Genomic DNA, 17,744 nt, shown 5'->3' with positions numbered 1-17,744 from the left:
GACACTGGACGTATCAGATCGAGACAATACGGTCCGCGTTCGCTGACCGGTCAGTGATCGCGGCGGCCGGCCCGCCGAACCCCTTCGTTTCGGCTGGAGACCGCGTGACGTGGTCACGTCTGACAACAGGACTCTGAGACGATGTCTGACGCGCGTCTGACGACTTCGATTCGGCACCCCTTCGTTTCGGGTAGAACGACCCGAACGCCGGGAAACGGATCCGGTCGTGGATCGTGAGCGACCGATGGAGAACGCCTCGAGCGACCGCGGCGAAACGTCGGAACGCGTCCCTTAACTCCGTGAGCACCAAAACGGGGCCTATGAGTGAGTCGCGTGCGTTCTGTCCCCGCTGCGGGGACGCGGTGCCCGAGCGGTCGGCGAGCGACGCGAATAGCCCGTTGCGGCCCGGCGCGGAGGTCGAACTCTGCGATTCGTGTTACTTCGAGGACTTCGACTTCGTGGACGCGCCGGATCGGATCGACGTTCGCGTCTGCGCCCGCTGCGGTGCGGTTTACCGGGGGAACCGGTGGGTCGACGTCGGCGCGGACGACTACACCGACATCGCCATCGAGGAGGTCAGCGAGGCGCTGGGCGTCCACGTCGACGTCGAGGACGTCGCCTGGCAGATCGACCCCGAACAGGTCGATCAGAACACGATCCGGATGCACTGTTACTTCACGGGCGTAGTGCGCGGAACGCCGGTTGACGAACAGGTGACCGTCCCCGTCAAGATCGCCCGCCAGACCTGCACCCGCTGCGGGCGGATCGCCGGCGACTACTACGCCAGCATCGTCCAGATCCGCGCCGAGGAGCGCACCCCGACGAGCGAGGAGATCGAACGGGCGAAGGAGATCGCGAACGCGATCGTCGCCGACATGGAGGCGACGGGCGACCGCAACGCCTTCGTCACGGAGACGAGCGAGACCGACGACGGACTGAACATCAGGGTCTCGACCAACAAGATCGGCAAGAAGATCTCGAACAAGATGATCGAGGAGTTCGGCGGCACCGTCAACGACGCCGAAACCCTCGTCACGGAAGACGAGGACGGCAACGAGGTCTATCGGGTGACCTTCGCCGTCCGCCTGCCGCCGTACACGCCCGGCGACGTCATCGACCTCGCCGAGGACGACAGCGGTCCCGTGCTCGTCCGCAGCGCCCGCGGCAACCTCAAGGGCGTCCGCGTGACGACCGGCGAGCGCTACGAGGCGAGCTACGAGGAGGGGAACTCGCCCGACGCGCGCAGGCTCGGGTCGCTCGAGGACGCGACCGAGGCGACGGTCGTCACCGTCGAGGACGACAACGCCGTGCAGGTCCTCGACCCCGAGACCTTTCGGGCCACGACCGTCGCGCGGCCGGACTACTTCGACGCCGAGGCCGAGACCGTGCCCGTGTTGAAGAGCCGCGCCGGATTGCACGTGCTACCGGACGAGAGCGATGACTGAGGACGCGGACGGCGCAGACGGGGACGACCGGGCTGCGGACGGGGAGTCCCGTGCCCTCGAGCCCGCGGCCGACGACGTCCTCGAGCGAGCGGGGGCCGAGGCCCCGCTGGCCGCGGTCGTCGACAAACCCCGCGCGGAGACCGCCATCGAATCGCTGCGCGCCGAGGGCGTCTACGACGACTCGAGGCGCGTGCGGGAAGCCCGAGGGCGGAGCGAAGCGACGCCCTCGAACCCCACCGCAACGCGAGCCGGAGGCGACCGGGAGGACCCCACCGCAACGCGAGCCGGAGGCGACCGGGAGGACCCCACCGCAACGCGAGCCGGAGGCGACCGGGAGGACCCCACCGCAACGCGAGCCGGAGGCGACCGGGAGGACCCCACCGCAACGCGAGCCGGAGGCGACCGGGAGGACCCCACCGCAACGCGAGCCGGAGGCGACCGGGAGGACGGGTCCGAGCGGGTCGCGCTCCCGATCACGGAGCCGCCGACCGAGACGCGGGTGCGAGAGGTGGTCCGCCAACTCGAGCCCGAGCCCCGAAACCCGGACCTCGAGGACCTGCTTGCCGAGCGGGGCTGGAGCGACGCAGACCTCGAGTCGGTTCCGGGCTCGTGGGCGGTGATCGGTTCGGTGATCCTCGTGACGGTGCCCGAAGACTGCCCTGACGAGGCCGCGCTCGGGGAGGCCCTGCTCGAGTTACACGGCGAGGCGGACAGCGTGCTGGCCGACGAGGGGATCGAAAACGAGGGTGCGGCGGGCACCTACCGCGAGCCGCGGACCCGGCTGATCGCCGGGGAGAGTGAGACGGAGACGATCCACACGGAACACGGAACCGAGTACGGACTCGATCCGGCAAACGTGATGTTCTCTCCGGGAAACCAGGCCGAGCGCGCCCGAATGGGCGACCTCGGCGATCCGGACGAGCACGTCTTCGACATGTTCGCCGGCATCGGCTACTTCACCCTCCCGATGGCCCGCGCCGGCGCTCGGGTGACCGCCACCGAGATCAACCCGACCGCGTTCCGATACCTGCTCGAGAACGCCGTCCTCAACGACGTCAGCGATCGGGTCGACGCCTACATGACCGACTGTCGCGACCTGGCGAGCGAGATCGACGCCGATCGCGTCGTCATGGGCTACTACGGGAGTTCGGACGCCGTGGACGCCGACGGAACCGACGAGGTGGACCACGGAACGCGAACCGACGAGGCTCGCGACTTCCTCCCCGACGCCCTCGAGGCGCTCGTCCTCGGCGGCGTCGTCCACTACCACGAGGCGACGCCCGAGTCGCGGCTCTGGGACCGCCCGCTCGAGCGCCTCGCGGCGGCCGCCGACGAGGCCGGACGCGAGCTAGAGGTGCTCGAGAAACGGCGGGTGAAGAGCCACAGTGCGGGCGTCGACCACGTCGTCGTCGACGCGCGGTTCGAGTAGCGAGACGGGGAGACTCGCGTTGTAACGCGATCCGCGTCGGCCGGCCGACTCCGGTCGTGACATTGATAGTTGCGGGCCGTCTGACATCGACCATGAACAGGAATCAGATCATCGCGCTCATCTTCGCGTTCCTCATGATGTCCTCGATGGTCGCGTGGAGCGCGATGTCCCTCTTTTAGGGACGGTCGGTCGAGCGAACGTGAAGACGCTCGAGGTGCTCGCGCGGGTTTCGAACCACCGCTGGCGATACTCATATTTGCCGTTTCCGAGAATTTCGTCACACTCCCGCGTACCCGATTTCTACTCGTCCGTGTCCCAGACGTCCGCCAGTGGACTCGAGCGGGACGACCGCCGCGACCGCCGCGACTGCGACGATTCCCGATCGGTTCCGTCGCCGCCCCGGGTGCCCGTCGTCCCGCCTCGTCTCGTTCGCGAGGATCCGTCAGCGGCACTGGCCCCGCCGCCCGACGCCGTCCCGCCGAGGGCCGCCCGCGGCTCGAACGCCGGAAGCTCGGGCGTGGCCATGCGATCGACCTGCGCCTCGAACCACTCCGGCATGTCCGTCCGGGCGCGCTCGAAGCAGTCGACCAGACTCGAGTCCGCCAGATACGTCGCCCCGTAATCGTCGGGCGCGCGAACGACGCGACCGCAGGCCTGAATGACGGTCCGGAGCGTCGTCCGGTAGTACCACGCCCACTGCCCCTCCTCCAAGCGATGTGCCACCCGCGAGTCGCCGGTGTTGAGAAACGGCGCTTTGCAGAGGACCTGCCAGCGACAGAGGTCGCCCTTGAGATCCAGCGCCTCCTCCATCTTCACCGAGAGGAAGACGTCGGGCTCGTCGCCGGCCTTCCAGGCCTCGAGTTCGGCGTCGCGGCCGTCGCGGTCGTGCGTTCGAATCCGGTCGTCGACGCCGAAGTCGGCGAGGAGGTCGGCCAGCCGTTCCTGAATATCGTAGGAGTGGGCGTGGATCAGCCCCTTCTCGTCGGGGTGGTGTTGCATCAGCCGGACGATCGTTCGGGCGATCTTCGGCGTCGTCTCGTCGCGCTCCTCGTAGGTCATCTTCCCCTGCGTGACGTCGTACAGCGGCCGGTTCTCGACGGGGAAGGTGTGGTCGACGTCGACCAGCGCGACGTCGTCGGGATCGAGTCCGACCTGTCGACAAAAGGCCGCCTTGTTGAGGATCGTCGCAGAAAGCAGGGCGAACTTGTTCCCCCGGTCCCAGACGGTGTGCTGGAGGTACTTCTCGGGGTTCATCGGCTTGATCGTCAGCGGGCCGCCCTGCGGTTCGTCGCCGTCGGCGTCGCTGGCGTCGGAACCGGCGTCGCGACCGCGCGACTCGGACTGGTCGACCAGCCACGTCGTCGGGCTCTGCGGGTCGCGGTAGTCCGAGACGAACCACTCGAGTTCGCCGATGAGTTCCTGCAGGCGGTCGCGTTCGCGCACCTCGGCGGGGGAGAGCGGGTCCTGCTCGAGCAGGTCGTCCTTGCGGCGCGTACAGGTCTGTGCGAGGCTCTCGGCGTAGCGGACGGCTCGCTCGATGGAGTCCGTCTCGGGGACGCGCAGCTCGTCCCAGAACGGGACGGTTCGGGGCCCCAGTTGAATGGTCGCGTACATCTCGGCCCACTCGGCGAGGCCGTGGGCCTCGTCGACGACCACGACGTCGCGTTTGCGGAAGACCTCGCTGCCGGCGGTCTGCATGAAGTAGGCGAGCGTCATCGCCGCGATCTCCCGATTCGACGCGATCGCGCGGTCGGAGAAGTACGGACACCGGTGTTTGACGGAACAATCGTAGCCGCGCTCGCGAACGCAGGGTGCCTGATTGACCGGCGTGTTTCGCTCGTTGGGCAGGATACAGGAGTAGTTGGATTTGCCCCGGATGACGTTGAGATCGGCCAGCAGGTCGTCGGCCGCCACGTCGTCGAGCTGGGAGACCTGCGGGGTCGTGTAGTACGCGCCCGTCGCATCGCTGGGGTCGCCCTCGTCCGCGCGGCGGGCACACCCCGCGATAGCGCGGGCGAGCAGGGACTTGCCGCTGCCCGTCGGCGCGCGAACGAGCACGACGTCGTTGCCGGCCGCGAAGGCGTCGCGAACGTCGCGGAGGGCCTGCTGTTGGGTCCCGCGGTAACTCGGCGCGGGGAACTCCTCGAAGATCCGCTCGGTATTCACCGTTCGACTCACGGCGCGGCCGCGTCCTAAAGGCTGCGGACCGTCGCTCCCGATGCGAATCCGCCGACACGTGTGCGATCGCGATCGACACCGAAATCGCCCGCTATCGGTCAGTATCGACGCCCTACGAGAGCCCCCAGCGGGACGGCGGCTCGGTAGCCGGCCGATTACAAATACGATATCCGCCATCGGTCGGAGACGCGGAAGGGTCGCTCAGCGGTAGAGCACCGCGGTGCCACCTGGTTCCGCGGCGGCATCTCGCCCCGTGGCGTTCAAATCCCACCCCTTCCGCTCGCGGTTGCGGTCGCGCCGTGATCGTCGCTCGTGCTCGCGCGTTTCACGGCCGGTACCGCCACCGTCTCTGTCACATCGCCTCCACTCGAGACCCCCATTTTTCGCGCTCGTCCCGACCCGAACTGGAGTGCCAGGAGAGCGACGCGGCCTCGGTTATAGCGCCCCGATCCGCGAGGTCTCGTCGTCCACCCGTTCGAGTCGCTCGACGTCCTCGGTCGTCGGATAGTCGGGGATCGCTTCGAGACACGGATAACAGAGCAGATGCGACGAGCCGTCCTCGAGCTCCAGCGTGATCGCGGTTCCGACGGTCCCGGCGTCGCTGCCAAAGGACCAGAGGTTGGCGATCCCGCCGGAGACCGTGACCGTCCGACCGCAGCCGTCACAGGAAGTCTTCGACATACGCGCCAGTGGGTGCCGGACGATGAAAGTCGTTCTCCCGGGCGATCGGTTGCTCGACGCGAGGGAGACAAACGTCCGGGTCAACGGCGAGTGCTCGAACGGCGAAAGTCCGCACAGCGGTTATACGACCGAGCGTCGTACCGCCGGCTATGGAGGTGAACTGCGAGGGCTGTGCCGGCTGTTGCATGGACTGGCGATCGCTGCTCGAGGACGAAACGGGACCGACCGCCGCTCGAGACGATGAGGGCCAGCCCGAGACCGATCCCAAACATCGACACCGCCGACAGCGCGATCCGTTCGGCGGCGAGGACGCGGCGCCATCGTCTCGAGAGCCCCTCGACGACGACGTCACCTTCGTCCCGCTGACTCGCGACGAGGTTCGAGGGTTCCTCGAGGCGGGGATGGCCGACGCCCTGACGCCGCGGTTCTGGCACGCTCGAGACGAAGCCGAGGGCGTCGGGATCGACGGGGTGAGCGTCGCCGCCGTCGCGGGTCGACCGGTCTTCTTCGTGGGTCTCCGGAAGCCGCCGAAGCCGGTCGCCCCGTTCGGCCGCGAGGAGCCGACGTGGCTGCCGACCTGCGTCTTCCTCGATCCGACGACGCTGCAGTGTCGGATCCACGAGAGCGAGCTGTACCCCGACGAGTGCGGCGCGTACCCCGAATACACCCTGGCGCTCGCACGGGAAACCGAGTGCGAACGCGTCGAGTCCGCGTTCGGCGGCGACCGCCTGCTCGAGGCCGATCACGACGATCCCGACGGCATGCTCCTGGGCCCGCAGGCGATCGGGGCGAAGCTCTTCTGTCATCCGCGGCCGGCCGATCTCGAGGGTGTGGTCGACCGAGCGGCGAGCGACGAGCTCACGCGACCGGACCGCGCCGAGGCGATCGCGGTCGCCGCGGCCTCGAGCCCGGGGACGCTCGCGATCTCGGACCACCACTACGACCGGGCGAAAGCGCGGCTGCTCGGGGGCGAAGAGGCGGAATCGAAGTCCGAAAACGACGCGTCGTGGGTCGGGCCAGCGATCCGCGAGTGGCACCGGCGCCGCCGGGCGGCCGGCGAGGCGGTACCGTCACCGGCCGTCGCCGACGCTATCGAGACCGATCGCGGTGCGCCCGAAACGCCGGGCTGGGACGCCCTCGAGTGAGTACCGATAGCGATGGCTCGATCGGCTCTCCGAATGGAGGAAGAACGGCCGACTCGTGTCCGCTATTCCGACTTGATCTGTTCGAACGTGTCTAGCAACGCTTCGGCGGAGTCTCCGGAGTCGTACTCGACTTCGCCGTGGTAAATCGTCCGCTCGTCGTCGAAATCGGTGTCGACCTTCGAGGCCTGTTGTTCGCGGCGCTCGTGTTCGTCCTCGTCATAGGCACCCATTGACATGGTAAGTGTGAACACGATAGGGGCGGCGCAATTATGAATGTAACGGTTGCACACACCTATCGGTCAGCTGCGTCCGTGTAACCGAGACAACCCGTCACGTTGCAGCCGTTGAACCGTCACCGATGTCGGGAGCCATCGAGTTCGTCGACCGCATCGGGCCGGGACGGAGACTCACGTCCGGCGCGTTGACAGCGGACAACGAACAGTATATGCATCCCCGTGCCCTAGATCGATCCGTGGCACGGCCGCTTCGCTTCCGTTACTCGCCCCAGTCCTGGAGCGACGGGCGAGTACAACACGAGATTCTGCAGCCGCTGCAGTCGAACATCGGCGCGCAGTCCGTCACGCCGTGGTTCAAGATCGGCGGCGACTGGCAGACGCACCGCTTCGAGATGCAAAACGGGGACGTCGCCCTCTTCGCACGCACCGACGGCGACGCCTACTGGATGGGCAACACGGAGACGCCCTCCGCGCTGTGGAAAACCGACAAGTTCGGCTGGCGGGAGGTCCCCCATCGCGTCTCGCGGTGGGCCCAGCGCGAACTGACCGCGACGCTCCACGAGGAGGATCCCTGGCTCGCCGACTACCCGCACCTCTCGTGGTTTTTCCTGCCGGTGTTCATGTCCAAAGACGGCCGCGACTCGACGCGCGCGTTCTTCCGCGAGCACGCCGCCGGCTTCCCCGACGCGGGCCGCCGGGAGACGACCCGCTTCTTCGAGGAGTTCCTCGAGACCGGCGTGCTCGACGAGTACCGACACGTCATGTCGGGCAAACTCGGCACCAGCAACCACGTCGACCGCGTCCGAATGAGCGCCGCGATGGCGGAGTTCATCGCCGCGAAGCTCCTCACCGACGCGGGCTACGACGTGGTGCCGGAGATCGAGGTCACGACCGGCCACTCGCTCGACTTCCGGGCCGAAAACGACGAGACCAACGTCCTCGTCGAAGTCACGCGACCCCAGCCGCCTCAGAACCGCGCCGCGGCCGGTCCCGTGGCCGCCGTTCGCGACACCGCCGAGACCAAGACCAACGGCCAGTTGGCCGAACACGGCGGCGGTGCCGTCCTCTTCGTCGACTGCTCGAGCTTCCGGGACGACGCCTGGTCCGCCGTTCGGGGGGAACAGCCCGACGTTCGCCACCGCCCCGCGGTCGTCTACCGCGTCCGGCCGAACGGGCACGCCGAGGGCTACAGGAAAGGTGCAGTGCCCCTCGAGTTGGGCGACGCGATCGAATTTCTGGAGTAGCGCGGCCGACGCGACGACGACCGTCCCGCTTCCCCTCTCGATCAGTCGCTGCAACGGAGTACGAGCTATTTGTACCGTGCCATAGTGCAACACACACACATGCGCGCAGCTGTCCTCGAAGAGCACGGCGAACCGCTATCGATCGAAGACGTCGACGCGCCGGAGCCGGCACCGGACGGGGCCGTCGTCGAACTGGAAGCGTGCGGCGTCTGTCGGAGCGACTGGCACGGCTGGCAGGGTGACTGGGGGTGGCTCGGCCTCGAGACCCAGCCCGGACAGATCCTCGGCCACGAACCCGCCGGGCGCGTGGCGGCCGTCGGCGACGAGGTAGAGGGCGTCGCGGAGGGCGATCACGTCGCCGTCCCGTTCAACCTCGGCGACGGAACCTGTCCGCGGTGTCAGCGCGGCCACTCCAACATCTGCGAGAACGTGATGCCGCTCGGATTCATCGAGCAAGCCCAAGGTGCGTTCGCCGAACAGGTCCACGTCCCCGTCGCCGACCACAACCTCGTGACGCTCCCAGACGGGGTCTCGTCGGTCGACATGGCCGGTCTCGGCTGCCGATTCATGACCTCGTTCCACGCGCTGGCCCACCGCGCGGACGTCGGCGCGGGCGACTGGGTGTCGATCCACGGCTGCGGGGGCGTCGGCCTCTCGGCGGTCCACATCGCCGACGCGCTGGGCGCGAACGTCGTCGCCGTCGACCTCAAAGACGAGAAACTCGAGAAGGCCGAGGGACTCGGCGCGGTCGAGACGGTCAACGCGGAGGACGCCGAAGACGTCCCCGGCGAAGTCCAGTCGATTACGGACGGCGGCGCTCACGTCTCGATGGACGCGCTCGGCATTGCGACGACCAGTCAGAACTCCGTCTCGAGTCTCGACGCTCGCGGCCAGCACATCCAGGTCGGTCTCACGACCCAGGACGAACAGGGCGTGATCCCCCTTCCGTCCGACGCGATGGTCATGCAGGAGATCGAGTTCATCGGCTCGCTCGGGATGCCGCCGACCCGCTACGACGAGATCTTCCGAATGGTTTCGACCGGGAAACTCGAGCCCGAGAAGGTCGTCTCCGAGACGATCGGCCTCGAGGACGTCAGTGACAAACTCGACTCCATGACGGACTTCGAGACCGTCGGGATTCCGGTCATCGACACCTTCAACTAAATTTTGCTCTGCGGGCGCGGCTTCGCCGCACCCTCGGCAAAATTTAGTTCAAAAGCACTCCTCCTTCCGTTCGCTCGCGCTGCTCGCGGCGAAGCCGCTCGCTTTCGCGGCACTACGTGCCGCGCTCTCGCTCACATCAGTCGTCGGCCCGCTCGCTCCCTACGGTCGCTCACGGGTGTATTAGTGGACTCCGCCCGTGGAGTGCAAGTGGCTGTACCGAGCGCGCCGTCGGCGCGCTCGGCCTTTTTCATCAAAGTTTTTGCGCGGGGTTCGACCGAGCGAAGCGAGGGAGGACCCCGCGTAAAAAGTTTGGTTAGAAGGAAACGGCGTCGGGCGCGTACGGGCTGCCGACCGGGGTCGGATCGCGGTCGCTGTAGCCGACGCGGCCGACGGCCTTGTCGCTGACGGCGGAGTAGACGGCGAAACGCGCCTCTTCCGGATTCTCGAAGGTTTCGGACTCGAGGCGGGCGAGTACATCGCCGACCGTCTCACTGCCGTTGGGGAGTTCGAGGGTTCGATCGCCGTACTCCTCGATCAGTTCCTCGGTCGTCGCTGGGTACTCGTGGTCGTCGATGACCTCGCCGGTGCCATTGAGCAGCATTACGCCCTATCCTCCGTGAACGATAATTATAAACATTGTCCATCTATGTTTCCTAGTAGCACTGTACTCCTAATATTCCTAGTATCACCCTAGAGATCGTGGACCCGGGGAGCCGGTCCGGAGAAACGCCTTTCAGAGCGGGGGCGTTCGAATACCGTATGCCATATGCCGATTTGCACGTCCATACGATGCGCTCGGACGGCAGCCTCGCGCTCGAGGCGGTCCCCGACGCCGCTCGACGCGGCGGCGTCGACGTCGTCGCGGTGACGGATCACGATCGAGTACAGCCGTTCGACGGGCCGGTCGTCGAACGCGACGGCGTGACGCTCGTCCACGGAATCGAGCTTCGCGTCGAGACGACGGGCGGGCAACGGATCGATCTGCTGGGGTACGGTCTCGAGCCGAGCGCGGATCTCGAGGCCGTCCTCGAGCGGATTCAGGAAAACCGAATCGAACGCGGGCGAGCGATCGTCGACTGCGTGGAATCGCGGCTGAGCATCGATCTCGACGTGACGGTCGACGGCGGGTTCGGACGGCCCCACATCGCGCGGGCGATCGAGGCCCATCCCGAGGCCGACTACGACTATCAGGGCGCGTTCGATCACGTCATCGGTTCCGACTGTCCCTGCTACGTGCCCCGAGAGGTCCCGTCGTTCGAACGGGGGCAGGCGGCGCTGGCCGAGTCCTGTCGGCTCGTGTCGCTGGCTCATCCGCTTCGGTACCGCGATCCCGAGGATGCCCTCGCACACGCGGCCGAGCTCGACGCGGTCGAACTGCACTACCCCTACGGCCGCGAGGTCGACCGCGAATCAGTCGAGCGAGCGATCGAGCGAAACGGCCTGCTCGCGACCGGTGGCAGCGACGCCCACGACGAGCGCCTCGGCGTCGACGGGCTCTCTCGGCGGGCCTACGACCGACTCGAGTTGACGGCCGAGTGCTCCGAACGTTGACCGCTAGCGGAGGGTTCAATGCATCGTAGTCCTAACGAACGAGTATGAACTGCCACTACTGTGACCGCGAGGCTGCGTTCGCCGCGGAGTCCGACGGACTCAAAGTCGGCCTGTGCGAGGAGCACTTCCGGACCCGGTTACAGGAGCTCGCCGAAGCGGACGGTCTCGAGAGCCTGAAGGAGAAAGTCGACGTCGATCGCGCCGAATAGGATAGTCTCGCGTACCGTTATGCGGTTCGTCCGGCGTCGACGTCGATGGCGTCGACCGGGCAAACGTCGACGCAGAGCATACAATCGATACACTGTGCTTCCTTGGCTGGATCGGCCTTTTCTTCGCTCTCCGGATGGCCGGGCGTGTCGATCCACTCGAAGACGTCGACCGGACAGTCCTCGACGCAGGCTCCGTCCGCGATGCAGATGTCGAAGTCGACTGCCACGTGCGTGCCGTGAATGCCCAGTTCTTCGGGCTCGTCGACGGGACCCCAGACCGAGTGCCCCTCGTGTTCGTCGACCTGGTCGCGATTCTCGTGGAACTGTGGGTCTATGGCCATTGCTAGCAGATTAAATGAGAGACGCGTACTTAAAAGTGCGTACTCGCTGCAACGCCGGCACTTCGGACTCGGAGGAGAAGATCGGGACGAGCGTTCTCCTGGGGGCAGCCGACTCCGTCGAAGGGGGACCCTCACTCGTTCGTCGACCGGCCCCCCTCGCGGCCCTCGAGTCGATCGTCGAGGAGTTCGCGCGTCCAGACGGCGAAGCCGTGATCGCGGCCGTAGGTCCAGACCGCCATCTCGTCGACCACGTCGGGGAGATTGCTCTCCTTGATTCCGGCCGCGACGATCGCCTCCTGATCGACCATGAGCAACTGCGCCGGCCACTCGTCCTGGACGTTGTTGGTCGTCTGGAGGTCGGGTGCAACGACGATTTTCGCGTCGGGAGCCGCCTCCGAGAACGTCTCGCGATCGTCCTCGGTCGGGACTTCGACGTACACGTCGACGCCGCGATCGGCGGTCGACCCGAGGGCCGAGAGGATCTCCCGATCGACGACTTCGGTCGCCGGAACGAGGTAGTGGACGGTGTCGTCGGCGTCCTCGAGGAAGAGGACGACGCGCTCGGTGACGTGTTCCTTCTGCGTGATTTCCCACATTCCCTCGTCGTCTCGCGACTCGGGTTCCTCGAGTTGGCCGAGCGCGTTCTCGGCGGCGTTGATCCGGGAGTCGAAATCCTCGCGAAGTCGCCGACAGGCCGTGTCGACGGGCACGGCCTTGTACTGTCGGGGTTCGGTCTGCTGGACGCTGACCAGGGCCTTCCGGTCGAGGCGCTCGATAGTGTCGTACACCCGCGAGCGAGGGACGTCCGCGACCTGACTGATCTCCTTGGCGGTCCCCTTCGAGACGCGGACCAGGGCCACGAGACAGCGGGCCTCGTACTCCGTCAGCCCGAGTTCCTCGAGGGTTGTAACTGCTTCCTCGGCGTTCGACACGGTTGACACACAGCCAGAGCGGACGAAAGGACGCGGCTTTCTACCGCCACGCCGTTATACGACGGTCAGGAAAACGCGCGGAACGAGTCCCCGCCGCAGGGACAGCCGCCGGTGCTCCCGATCGGCCGGATCTCGCCGGGAGAGAGCCAGACTGCCAACGCTCTTCCGCAGTCCGTGCATCGTGCCGCGCCCTTCCGCCGTGACTCTGCTGCCATGGAGCGAGCTACCCCCTGAGAACATATAAGCCGGTCGTGAGTTCGACGGGAATGCAGAGTCGTGTGCTCCAGCCGTAACAACGATGTTCGACCCGCGGAGTTCGGATCAGTAACCCAGCGAGAAGGCCCAGTTGACGGCCAGCGCGACGAAGACGAGGGCCAGCAACGCCGCGAGGAATCCGAAGGAGACGCCCCAGCCGAACAGATCCGCCAAGGTTCCGGTGACGACCGAGCCCAGCGCGCCGACGACGCCGTAGACGGTCCGCACGAGACCGAACCCCGCGCCGCGTTCGGCCGCCGAGAGGTGGTCCATGAAACGGGGCAACAGCGCCGCACCCCAGCCGAGACCGATCCCGAGGAGCACGACGCCGGCCGCGACGGCGACTGTCCCCGGGACCGCGACGAACAGCGCGAAGCCGGCGACCGAGAGAACCATACAGGCCGCCGTCGTCACGTCGCGACCGTAGCGGTCCGAGACCGCACCCACGCCGACCTGCGTGATCCCCTGGACGACGAAGTAGCCCCCGAAGACGAGGCTCGCCGTCGTCGCGGACTGGCCGCGGTGGGCGACGAGGAAGGTCGGCAGAAACGAGGACGTCGCCTGCCAGACGAAGTCGCCCAGAATCGCGAGCGCGCACGTGAAGGCGATCTCCGGCCGGGAGAGCAGTTCGACGACCGGCTCGAGTTCGAACCGTTCGGCCATCGGCTGGTCGGGCCGCTGGGGTGCGGTCGGCCGGACCGATCGGGCGAACAGGACGAAGATGGGAACGGCGACCACCGCACCGACCGCGATCGCGGCCCGCCAGCCGTACCGGACCGCAACCCAGGCGGCGATCGGCGGCGCGACGAGTCCAGCGAGGGGACCGCCGCTGTTGTGGACGCCGATCGCGGCTCCGATCTCGTCGTAGGTCCGGGTCAGCAGCGACGTGGCGACGCTGTAGTGGAGGCCGGCGACGGCCCCGAGCGCGATGGTACCGACTACGAAGACGGGGAACAGCGGTGCGATCGCGAGGAACGCACTCGCGACTGCCGTCCCGCCGACGGCGACCAGAATGACGCGGCGCTCGCCGAACCGGTCGCCGAAGACGCCGCTGGGGAACTGCGAGCAAAAGTACGCCGTCCACATCCCCGTCAGCGCGAGCCCGATCACCGAGTTCGAGACGCCGAACTCGGCGGTGATCCGGGGGACGACCGGGCTGATCACCAGCCTGGCGGCCATCGTCGCCAGGAAGGCGAGCGTACACATCGCGAGGACGGTCTCCTCGTATCGCCAGCGCATTAGTCGAAATTCATCATCGGATCGTTGCTCGGCGATCGGTGCGAAAACTCACTCGACAGTCACCGGCCCCGACGGATGAGAACACTGCTACCGGCAGCCGCCGCTCCGAACGAAAGCGAAGGTGTGACGAAGTACCAGCCGGAAACCGGGGGACCTCGAGCGCGACGAGCCGACGCGAGGCGGTTCGAACGACGAAGTCACGACTCGGACACCGCGTCCGCGAACGCATCGCTTTTGCGACTCCCGTCGAATAGACGGCTATGGATCTCACTCATCGCCCCCGGCGGCTCCGACAGGACCGGGTTCGCGGCCTCGTCAGCGAGACGAGCCTCGAGCCGTCCGATCTCATCGCGCCGGTCTTCGTCGACGCGACGACCGACGAACGCGTTCCGATCGAGTCGATGCCCGGTCACGAGCGGGTCCCGATCGACGAGATCGTCGCTCGCGTCGAGGCGGTTCTCGAGACGGGCGTCGAGGCGATCATGCTGTTTGGGATTCCGGAGTCGAAGGACCCCGAAGGGAGCCGCGCCTGGGCCGAGAACGGCGTCATTCAGGAAGCCCTCCGCAGGGTCACGAGCGAGACCGACGCCTACGTCATCACCGACGTCTGTCTCTGCGAGTACACCGACCACGGCCACTGCGGCCCCCTCGAGGAGGAGCTCCGAGCGGAGGGGAGCGTCGTCGAGGCGGACGGACCGGCCTGCGAACCGACGATGACCGTCGACAACGACGCGACGCTCGAGGCGCTCGAGCGCATCGTCACCTCACACGCTCGCGCGGGCGCGGACATGGTCGCGCCGAGCGGGATGATGGACGGGATGGTCGGCGTCATCCGATCGGCGCTGGACGATGCGGGCTACGAGCAGGTCCCGATCATGAGCTACGCGGCGAAGTACGAGAGCGCCTTCTACGGCCCCTTCCGGGACGCCGCTGACGGTGCGCCGTCATTCGGCAACCGCCGTCACTACCAGATGGACCCCGCGAACTCGCGGGAGGCCATGCGGGAAGTCCGACTCGACGCCGAGCAGGGCGCGGACGTGATGCTGGTCAAACCCGCTCTCCCGTACCTCGACATCGTCAGCGCCGTTCGTCGGGAGTTCGACCACCCGGTCGCGGCCTACAACGTCTCCGGCGAGTACGCCATGCTCCACGCCGCCGCCGAGAAAGGCTGGTTGGATCTCGAGGATGCGGCGCTCGAGTCGTTGCTTTCGATCAAACGGGCAGGTGCGGATCTGATTCTGACGTACTTCGCCGAGGATGTCGCCGAGGGGCTGACCGGCGATTGATGGCCGGAAATCCCTAACCGAGCCGCGGGAGAATCGGTGAGAGCACCGTCGAACCGACCGACTCCGCGCGAACGGGCGGTTGCATTCGGACGAACGTCCACACCGTACCCAGCAATGTCGGACAACTGGCAACATCTGCCGCGCGCGAGGCGCGTCGGGCCGTTCGAGGGGGTGTAATGGGTCCCTACGGCGGAGACCCGCATCGACTCGAGTTTTTCCGGGTTTACAAAGAGAGAATATATAACCACGGCTCGAAAAATTCGCAAGATCGAATTGCCTTATACACCTTAGATCACCTTTAGATTTGTTCGGTTGCCCCTATTACTCGAGAAATATCGACCAATCGTCAACACTAACCATTATATGCAGCAAGTCCATCGGCATCAGACGTGATTCAGAAGACAACCATGCGCTCGAGCAACTCATACATGGACATACGTCTACAATGTATCGGTAGCGAAACGACCGAAACGGGGGTGGCCGTCTGATGGAGCCGACGCTCTTGCAATCCGGAGAGGTCGCCGACGTTGGCGTCCTCGTCGATGCGCTCAATTACACGTGGATCCTGGTGGTGTGTTTCCTGATCTTCTTCATGCACGCGGGCTTCGCGATGCTGGAGGCCGGTCAGGTTCGCTCGAAGAACGTCGCCAACCAGCTGACGAAGAACCTGCTGACCTGGTCGGTCGGAGTCGTCGCGTTCTTCCTCGTCGGAGCCGGTGTGAGCAGTCTCGTCGGCGGAGGCGGCTTCACTTGGATCGCCGGTGAGGATCCCGGCTCCTGGGCCAGCGGTTGGTTTTACGGGGCCGTCTTCGCAATGACGGCGGCGACGATCGTTTCCGGTGCCGTCGCCGGACGCGCGAAGCTCCGCGCGTACGTAACGTATACCGTCCTGCTAGCGGCGGTCATCTACCCGGTCGTTACCGGGATCACGTGGTCCGGTGGGTACATTCTCGAGTACGTCGGAACCGGCTTCCAGGACTTCGCCGGCGGGATGATCGTCCACGGCATGGGCGGCATCGCCGGGCTCACCGCGGCGTGGGTACTCGGTCCGCGCATGGACCGGTACAACAGCGACGGGAGCGTCAACGTCATTCCCGGTCACTCGATGACGTTCGCGGTTCTGGGAACGCTCTTGCTCGCCTTCGGCTGGTACGGGTTCAACGTCGGGACGGCCTCGATCTTCGTCGAGAACGCCGACGGCGAGATGGTGTTCAACGCAGCCGTCCTCGGCCGCGTTGTGCTGACGACGACGCTAGCGATGGCGATGGGTGCCATCGGTTCCGGCTCAGTCGCCCTCCTGAAAACCGGCAAAGTCGACACGCTCTACGTTGCGAACGGCCTGCTGGCCGGGCTCGTCGGCATCACGGCGATCCCCGACGTCACCGCGTGGTGGGGTGCACTGGTCGTTGGCCTGCTCGCCGGCGCACAACTGCCGATCGTCTTCAGTTTCGTCGAACAGCGACTCAAGATCGACGACGTCTGTGCGGTCTTCCCCGTCCACGGATCCGCGGGCGTTCTGGGAACGCTACTGTTCCCGTTCGTGGCCGCTCCGGGCGTGGTCGATAACATCGCCAATGCGTTCATCGCACAGCTCGCTGGCGTCGTCGTCATCACCCTCTGGACGGTCGTCGCAACCGCCGCAGTCTTCGGCGCGTTGAAGGCCATGGGACAGGCTCGCGTCACGCCCGAACACGAGCGTGACGGCCTCGACGTCTCCGAACACGGCGTCGACACCTACCCCGAGTTCGGACAGCCCGACGTCGCGACCGACGGCGGCAGCGATGAGATCATCCGCGCCGACGGCGGTGAGCGATCCACCGAATCGCGATCCTCGTCGAACCTCCGTTCCGACGGCGGCGAGCCGAACGACGGCGAGATCAAGATGGTCACCGCGATCGTCCGTCCCGACCGTCTCGGCGCGATCAAGCAATCGCTGGCCGAATCCGGCGCGCCGTCGCTGACCGTCACCAACGTCTCCGGCCGCGGCTCCCAACCCGCGAAGAAGGGGCAGTGGCGCGGCGAGGAGTACACGGTCGACCTCCACCAGAAGGTCAAGATCGAGTGCGTCGTCGCGGACATCCCGGCCCAGGAGGTCGTCGATGCCATCCGCGACGGCGCGGAGACCGGCGAACCCGGCGACGGCAAGATCTTCGTTATGCCCGTCGAGGGCGCGACCCAGATCCGCACCGGCAAAACCGGTCGTGATGCCGTCTGAGTTCGGGTCACGCGGTCGACCGATCGCGGTCCGCACGCCGACGGACCGCGACGGAAGCTGACTGAGACGGTCTGCTGTCAGTCAGTTCCGGCGCGGCGCATGCCAGATCGCGGTCGCGCCGGGACATCGGTACAGCGAACCGTCTCACGCGACCCGCGTTCCACGGTGTCTCGCGGGCTGGGTTCGGCGACTCG

The 17,744-nt window shown here is 66.6% G+C and carries 17 protein-coding genes and 1 tRNA gene; 10 read left to right on the top strand and 8 right to left on the bottom strand.

The window, feature by feature from the left end:
* Positions 1 to 320: 320 nt before the first annotated feature.
* Complete coding sequence (locus tag AC0QDI_RS12630) at positions 321 to 1,445, top strand: 60S ribosomal export protein NMD3 (RefSeq protein ID WP_474668638.1); 1,125 nt, start codon at positions 321 to 323, stop codon at positions 1,443 to 1,445.
* Positions 1,438 to 2,874, top strand: a complete 1,437-nt coding sequence (locus AC0QDI_RS12625) for a class I SAM-dependent methyltransferase (RefSeq protein ID WP_474668636.1) — start codon at positions 1,438 to 1,440, stop codon at positions 2,872 to 2,874. The genes AC0QDI_RS12630 and AC0QDI_RS12625 overlap by 8 nt, the downstream gene beginning before the upstream one ends.
* Before the next feature lie 300 nt (positions 2,875 to 3,174).
* On the opposite strand, the gene AC0QDI_RS12620 is transcribed toward AC0QDI_RS12625, so the two are convergent.
* Positions 3,175 to 5,040 carry a helicase C-terminal domain-containing protein gene (locus AC0QDI_RS12620; protein WP_474668634.1) on the bottom strand — a complete coding sequence of 622 codons (1,866 nt, stop codon included), beginning with the start codon at positions 5,038 to 5,040 and terminating at the stop codon, positions 3,175 to 3,177.
* 202 nt (positions 5,041 to 5,242) lie between these two features.
* Here AC0QDI_RS12620 and AC0QDI_RS12615 point away from each other — a divergent pair.
* A tRNA-Gly gene (locus AC0QDI_RS12615) sits at positions 5,243 to 5,331 on the top strand.
* A 156-nt stretch (positions 5,332 to 5,487) separates the two neighbouring features.
* On the opposite strand, the gene AC0QDI_RS12610 is transcribed toward AC0QDI_RS12615, so the two are convergent.
* Positions 5,488 to 5,733 (bottom strand): DUF7561 family protein, encoded by a 246-nt coding sequence (locus tag AC0QDI_RS12610; RefSeq protein ID WP_474668632.1) that lies wholly within the window; start codon positions 5,731 to 5,733, stop codon positions 5,488 to 5,490.
* Between the two features lie 149 nt (positions 5,734 to 5,882).
* Between AC0QDI_RS12610 and AC0QDI_RS12605 the strand changes: the two genes are divergently transcribed.
* Positions 5,883 to 6,878 carry a YkgJ family cysteine cluster protein gene (locus AC0QDI_RS12605; protein ID WP_474668630.1) on the top strand — a complete coding sequence of 332 codons (996 nt, stop codon included), beginning with the start codon at positions 5,883 to 5,885 and terminating at the stop codon, positions 6,876 to 6,878.
* Between the two features lie 62 nt (positions 6,879 to 6,940).
* Here AC0QDI_RS12605 and AC0QDI_RS12600 read toward each other — a convergent pair whose 3' ends face one another.
* Positions 6,941 to 7,114: a DUF5786 family protein gene (locus AC0QDI_RS12600; protein ID WP_474669233.1), complete on the bottom strand. Its 174-nt coding sequence runs from the start codon at positions 7,112 to 7,114 to the stop codon at positions 6,941 to 6,943.
* 236 nt (positions 7,115 to 7,350) lie between these two features.
* Here AC0QDI_RS12600 and AC0QDI_RS12595 point away from each other — a divergent pair, with 236 nt between their 5' ends.
* Both AC0QDI_RS12595 and AC0QDI_RS12590 read left to right on the top strand, forming a co-directional pair.
* The gene (locus AC0QDI_RS12595) at positions 7,351 to 8,358 is read left to right on the top strand and encodes a DUF5784 family protein (protein ID WP_474668628.1); all 1,008 of its coding nucleotides are present in this window, start codon (positions 7,351 to 7,353) and stop codon (positions 8,356 to 8,358) included.
* Positions 8,359 to 8,457: 99 nt separating this feature from the next.
* A complete protein-coding gene (locus AC0QDI_RS12590; protein WP_474668626.1) occupies positions 8,458 to 9,522 on the top strand; it encodes a zinc-dependent alcohol dehydrogenase family protein in 1,065 nt (354 codons plus the stop codon).
* 313 nt (positions 9,523 to 9,835) lie between these two features.
* On the opposite strand, the gene AC0QDI_RS12585 is transcribed toward AC0QDI_RS12590, so the two are convergent.
* Positions 9,836 to 10,123, bottom strand: a complete 288-nt coding sequence (locus tag AC0QDI_RS12585; protein WP_180839737.1) for a DUF5789 family protein — start codon at positions 10,121 to 10,123, stop codon at positions 9,836 to 9,838.
* Between the two features lie 158 nt (positions 10,124 to 10,281).
* Here AC0QDI_RS12585 and AC0QDI_RS12580 point away from each other — a divergent pair, with 158 nt between their 5' ends.
* Positions 10,282 to 11,073: a PHP domain-containing protein gene (locus tag AC0QDI_RS12580; RefSeq protein ID WP_474668624.1), complete on the top strand. Its 792-nt coding sequence runs from the start codon at positions 10,282 to 10,284 to the stop codon at positions 11,071 to 11,073.
* A 44-nt stretch (positions 11,074 to 11,117) separates the two neighbouring features.
* Positions 11,118 to 11,282, top strand: coding sequence for a DUF6757 family protein (locus tag AC0QDI_RS12575; protein ID WP_176548143.1), 165 nt, complete (start codon positions 11,118 to 11,120; stop codon positions 11,280 to 11,282).
* A gap of 17 nt (positions 11,283 to 11,299) precedes the next feature.
* Here AC0QDI_RS12575 and AC0QDI_RS12570 read toward each other — a convergent pair whose 3' ends face one another.
* From AC0QDI_RS12570 to AC0QDI_RS12555, 4 genes are all read right to left on the bottom strand, one after another.
* Positions 11,300 to 11,623, bottom strand: coding sequence for a 4Fe-4S dicluster domain-containing protein (locus AC0QDI_RS12570; RefSeq protein ID WP_098724945.1), 324 nt, complete (start codon positions 11,621 to 11,623; stop codon positions 11,300 to 11,302).
* Positions 11,624 to 11,754: 131 nt separating this feature from the next.
* On the bottom strand, positions 11,755 to 12,555 hold the full coding sequence (locus tag AC0QDI_RS12565) for a TrmB family transcriptional regulator (protein ID WP_474668621.1): 801 nt from the start codon (positions 12,553 to 12,555) through the stop codon (positions 11,755 to 11,757).
* Positions 12,556 to 12,620: 65 nt separating this feature from the next.
* Positions 12,621 to 12,770: a hypothetical protein gene (locus AC0QDI_RS12560; RefSeq protein ID WP_474668619.1), complete on the bottom strand. Its 150-nt coding sequence runs from the start codon at positions 12,768 to 12,770 to the stop codon at positions 12,621 to 12,623.
* Positions 12,771 to 12,876: 106 nt separating this feature from the next.
* Complete coding sequence (locus tag AC0QDI_RS12555; protein ID WP_474668617.1) at positions 12,877 to 14,049, bottom strand: MFS transporter; 1,173 nt, start codon at positions 14,047 to 14,049, stop codon at positions 12,877 to 12,879.
* Between the two features lie 260 nt (positions 14,050 to 14,309).
* On the opposite strand from AC0QDI_RS12555, the gene hemB reads away from it, so the two are divergent.
* Both hemB and AC0QDI_RS12545 read left to right on the top strand, forming a co-directional pair.
* Complete coding sequence (hemB, locus tag AC0QDI_RS12550; protein ID WP_474668615.1) at positions 14,310 to 15,335, top strand: porphobilinogen synthase; 1,026 nt, start codon at positions 14,310 to 14,312, stop codon at positions 15,333 to 15,335.
* A 487-nt stretch (positions 15,336 to 15,822) separates the two neighbouring features.
* Positions 15,823 to 17,550 carry an ammonium transporter gene (locus AC0QDI_RS12545; RefSeq protein ID WP_474668613.1) on the top strand — a complete coding sequence of 576 codons (1,728 nt, stop codon included), beginning with the start codon at positions 15,823 to 15,825 and terminating at the stop codon, positions 17,548 to 17,550.
* The last annotated feature ends 194 nt before the right edge of the window (positions 17,551 to 17,744 follow it).

This window comes from Natrinema sp. LJW11 (genome assembly GCF_056135975.1).
The sequence above is the reverse complement of the archived record's forward strand: the minus strand, read 5'-3'. Positions and strand labels throughout refer to the sequence as shown.

Bases quoted from the DNA above. Each gene is read 5' to 3' on its own strand.
- AC0QDI_RS12630 (WP_474668638.1), top strand. From the start codon at position 321: ATGAGTGAGTCGCGTGCGTTCTGTCCCCGCTGCGGGGACGCGGTGCCC.
- AC0QDI_RS12625 (WP_474668636.1), top strand. From the start codon at position 1,438: ATGACTGAGGACGCGGACGGCGCAGACGGGGACGACCGGGCTGCGGAC.
- AC0QDI_RS12610 (WP_474668632.1), bottom strand. From the start codon at position 5,733: ATGTCGAAGACTTCCTGTGACGGCTGCGGTCGGACGGTCACGGTCTCC.
- AC0QDI_RS12605 (WP_474668630.1), top strand. From the start codon at position 5,883: ATGGAGGTGAACTGCGAGGGCTGTGCCGGCTGTTGCATGGACTGGCGA.
- AC0QDI_RS12600 (WP_474669233.1), bottom strand. From the start codon at position 7,114: ATGTCAATGGGTGCCTATGACGAGGACGAACACGAGCGCCGCGAACAA.
- AC0QDI_RS12590 (WP_474668626.1), top strand. From the start codon at position 8,458: ATGCGCGCAGCTGTCCTCGAAGAGCACGGCGAACCGCTATCGATCGAA.
- AC0QDI_RS12585 (WP_180839737.1), bottom strand. From the start codon at position 10,123: ATGCTGCTCAATGGCACCGGCGAGGTCATCGACGACCACGAGTACCCA.
- AC0QDI_RS12580 (WP_474668624.1), top strand. From the start codon at position 10,282: ATGCCATATGCCGATTTGCACGTCCATACGATGCGCTCGGACGGCAGC.
- AC0QDI_RS12575 (WP_176548143.1), top strand. From the start codon at position 11,118: ATGAACTGCCACTACTGTGACCGCGAGGCTGCGTTCGCCGCGGAGTCC.
- AC0QDI_RS12570 (WP_098724945.1), bottom strand. From the start codon at position 11,623: ATGGCCATAGACCCACAGTTCCACGAGAATCGCGACCAGGTCGACGAA.
- AC0QDI_RS12560 (WP_474668619.1), bottom strand. From the start codon at position 12,770: ATGGCAGCAGAGTCACGGCGGAAGGGCGCGGCACGATGCACGGACTGC.
- AC0QDI_RS12555 (WP_474668617.1), bottom strand. From the start codon at position 14,049: ATGCGCTGGCGATACGAGGAGACCGTCCTCGCGATGTGTACGCTCGCC.
- hemB (WP_474668615.1), top strand. From the start codon at position 14,310: ATGGATCTCACTCATCGCCCCCGGCGGCTCCGACAGGACCGGGTTCGC.
- AC0QDI_RS12545 (WP_474668613.1), top strand. From the start codon at position 15,823: ATGGAGCCGACGCTCTTGCAATCCGGAGAGGTCGCCGACGTTGGCGTC.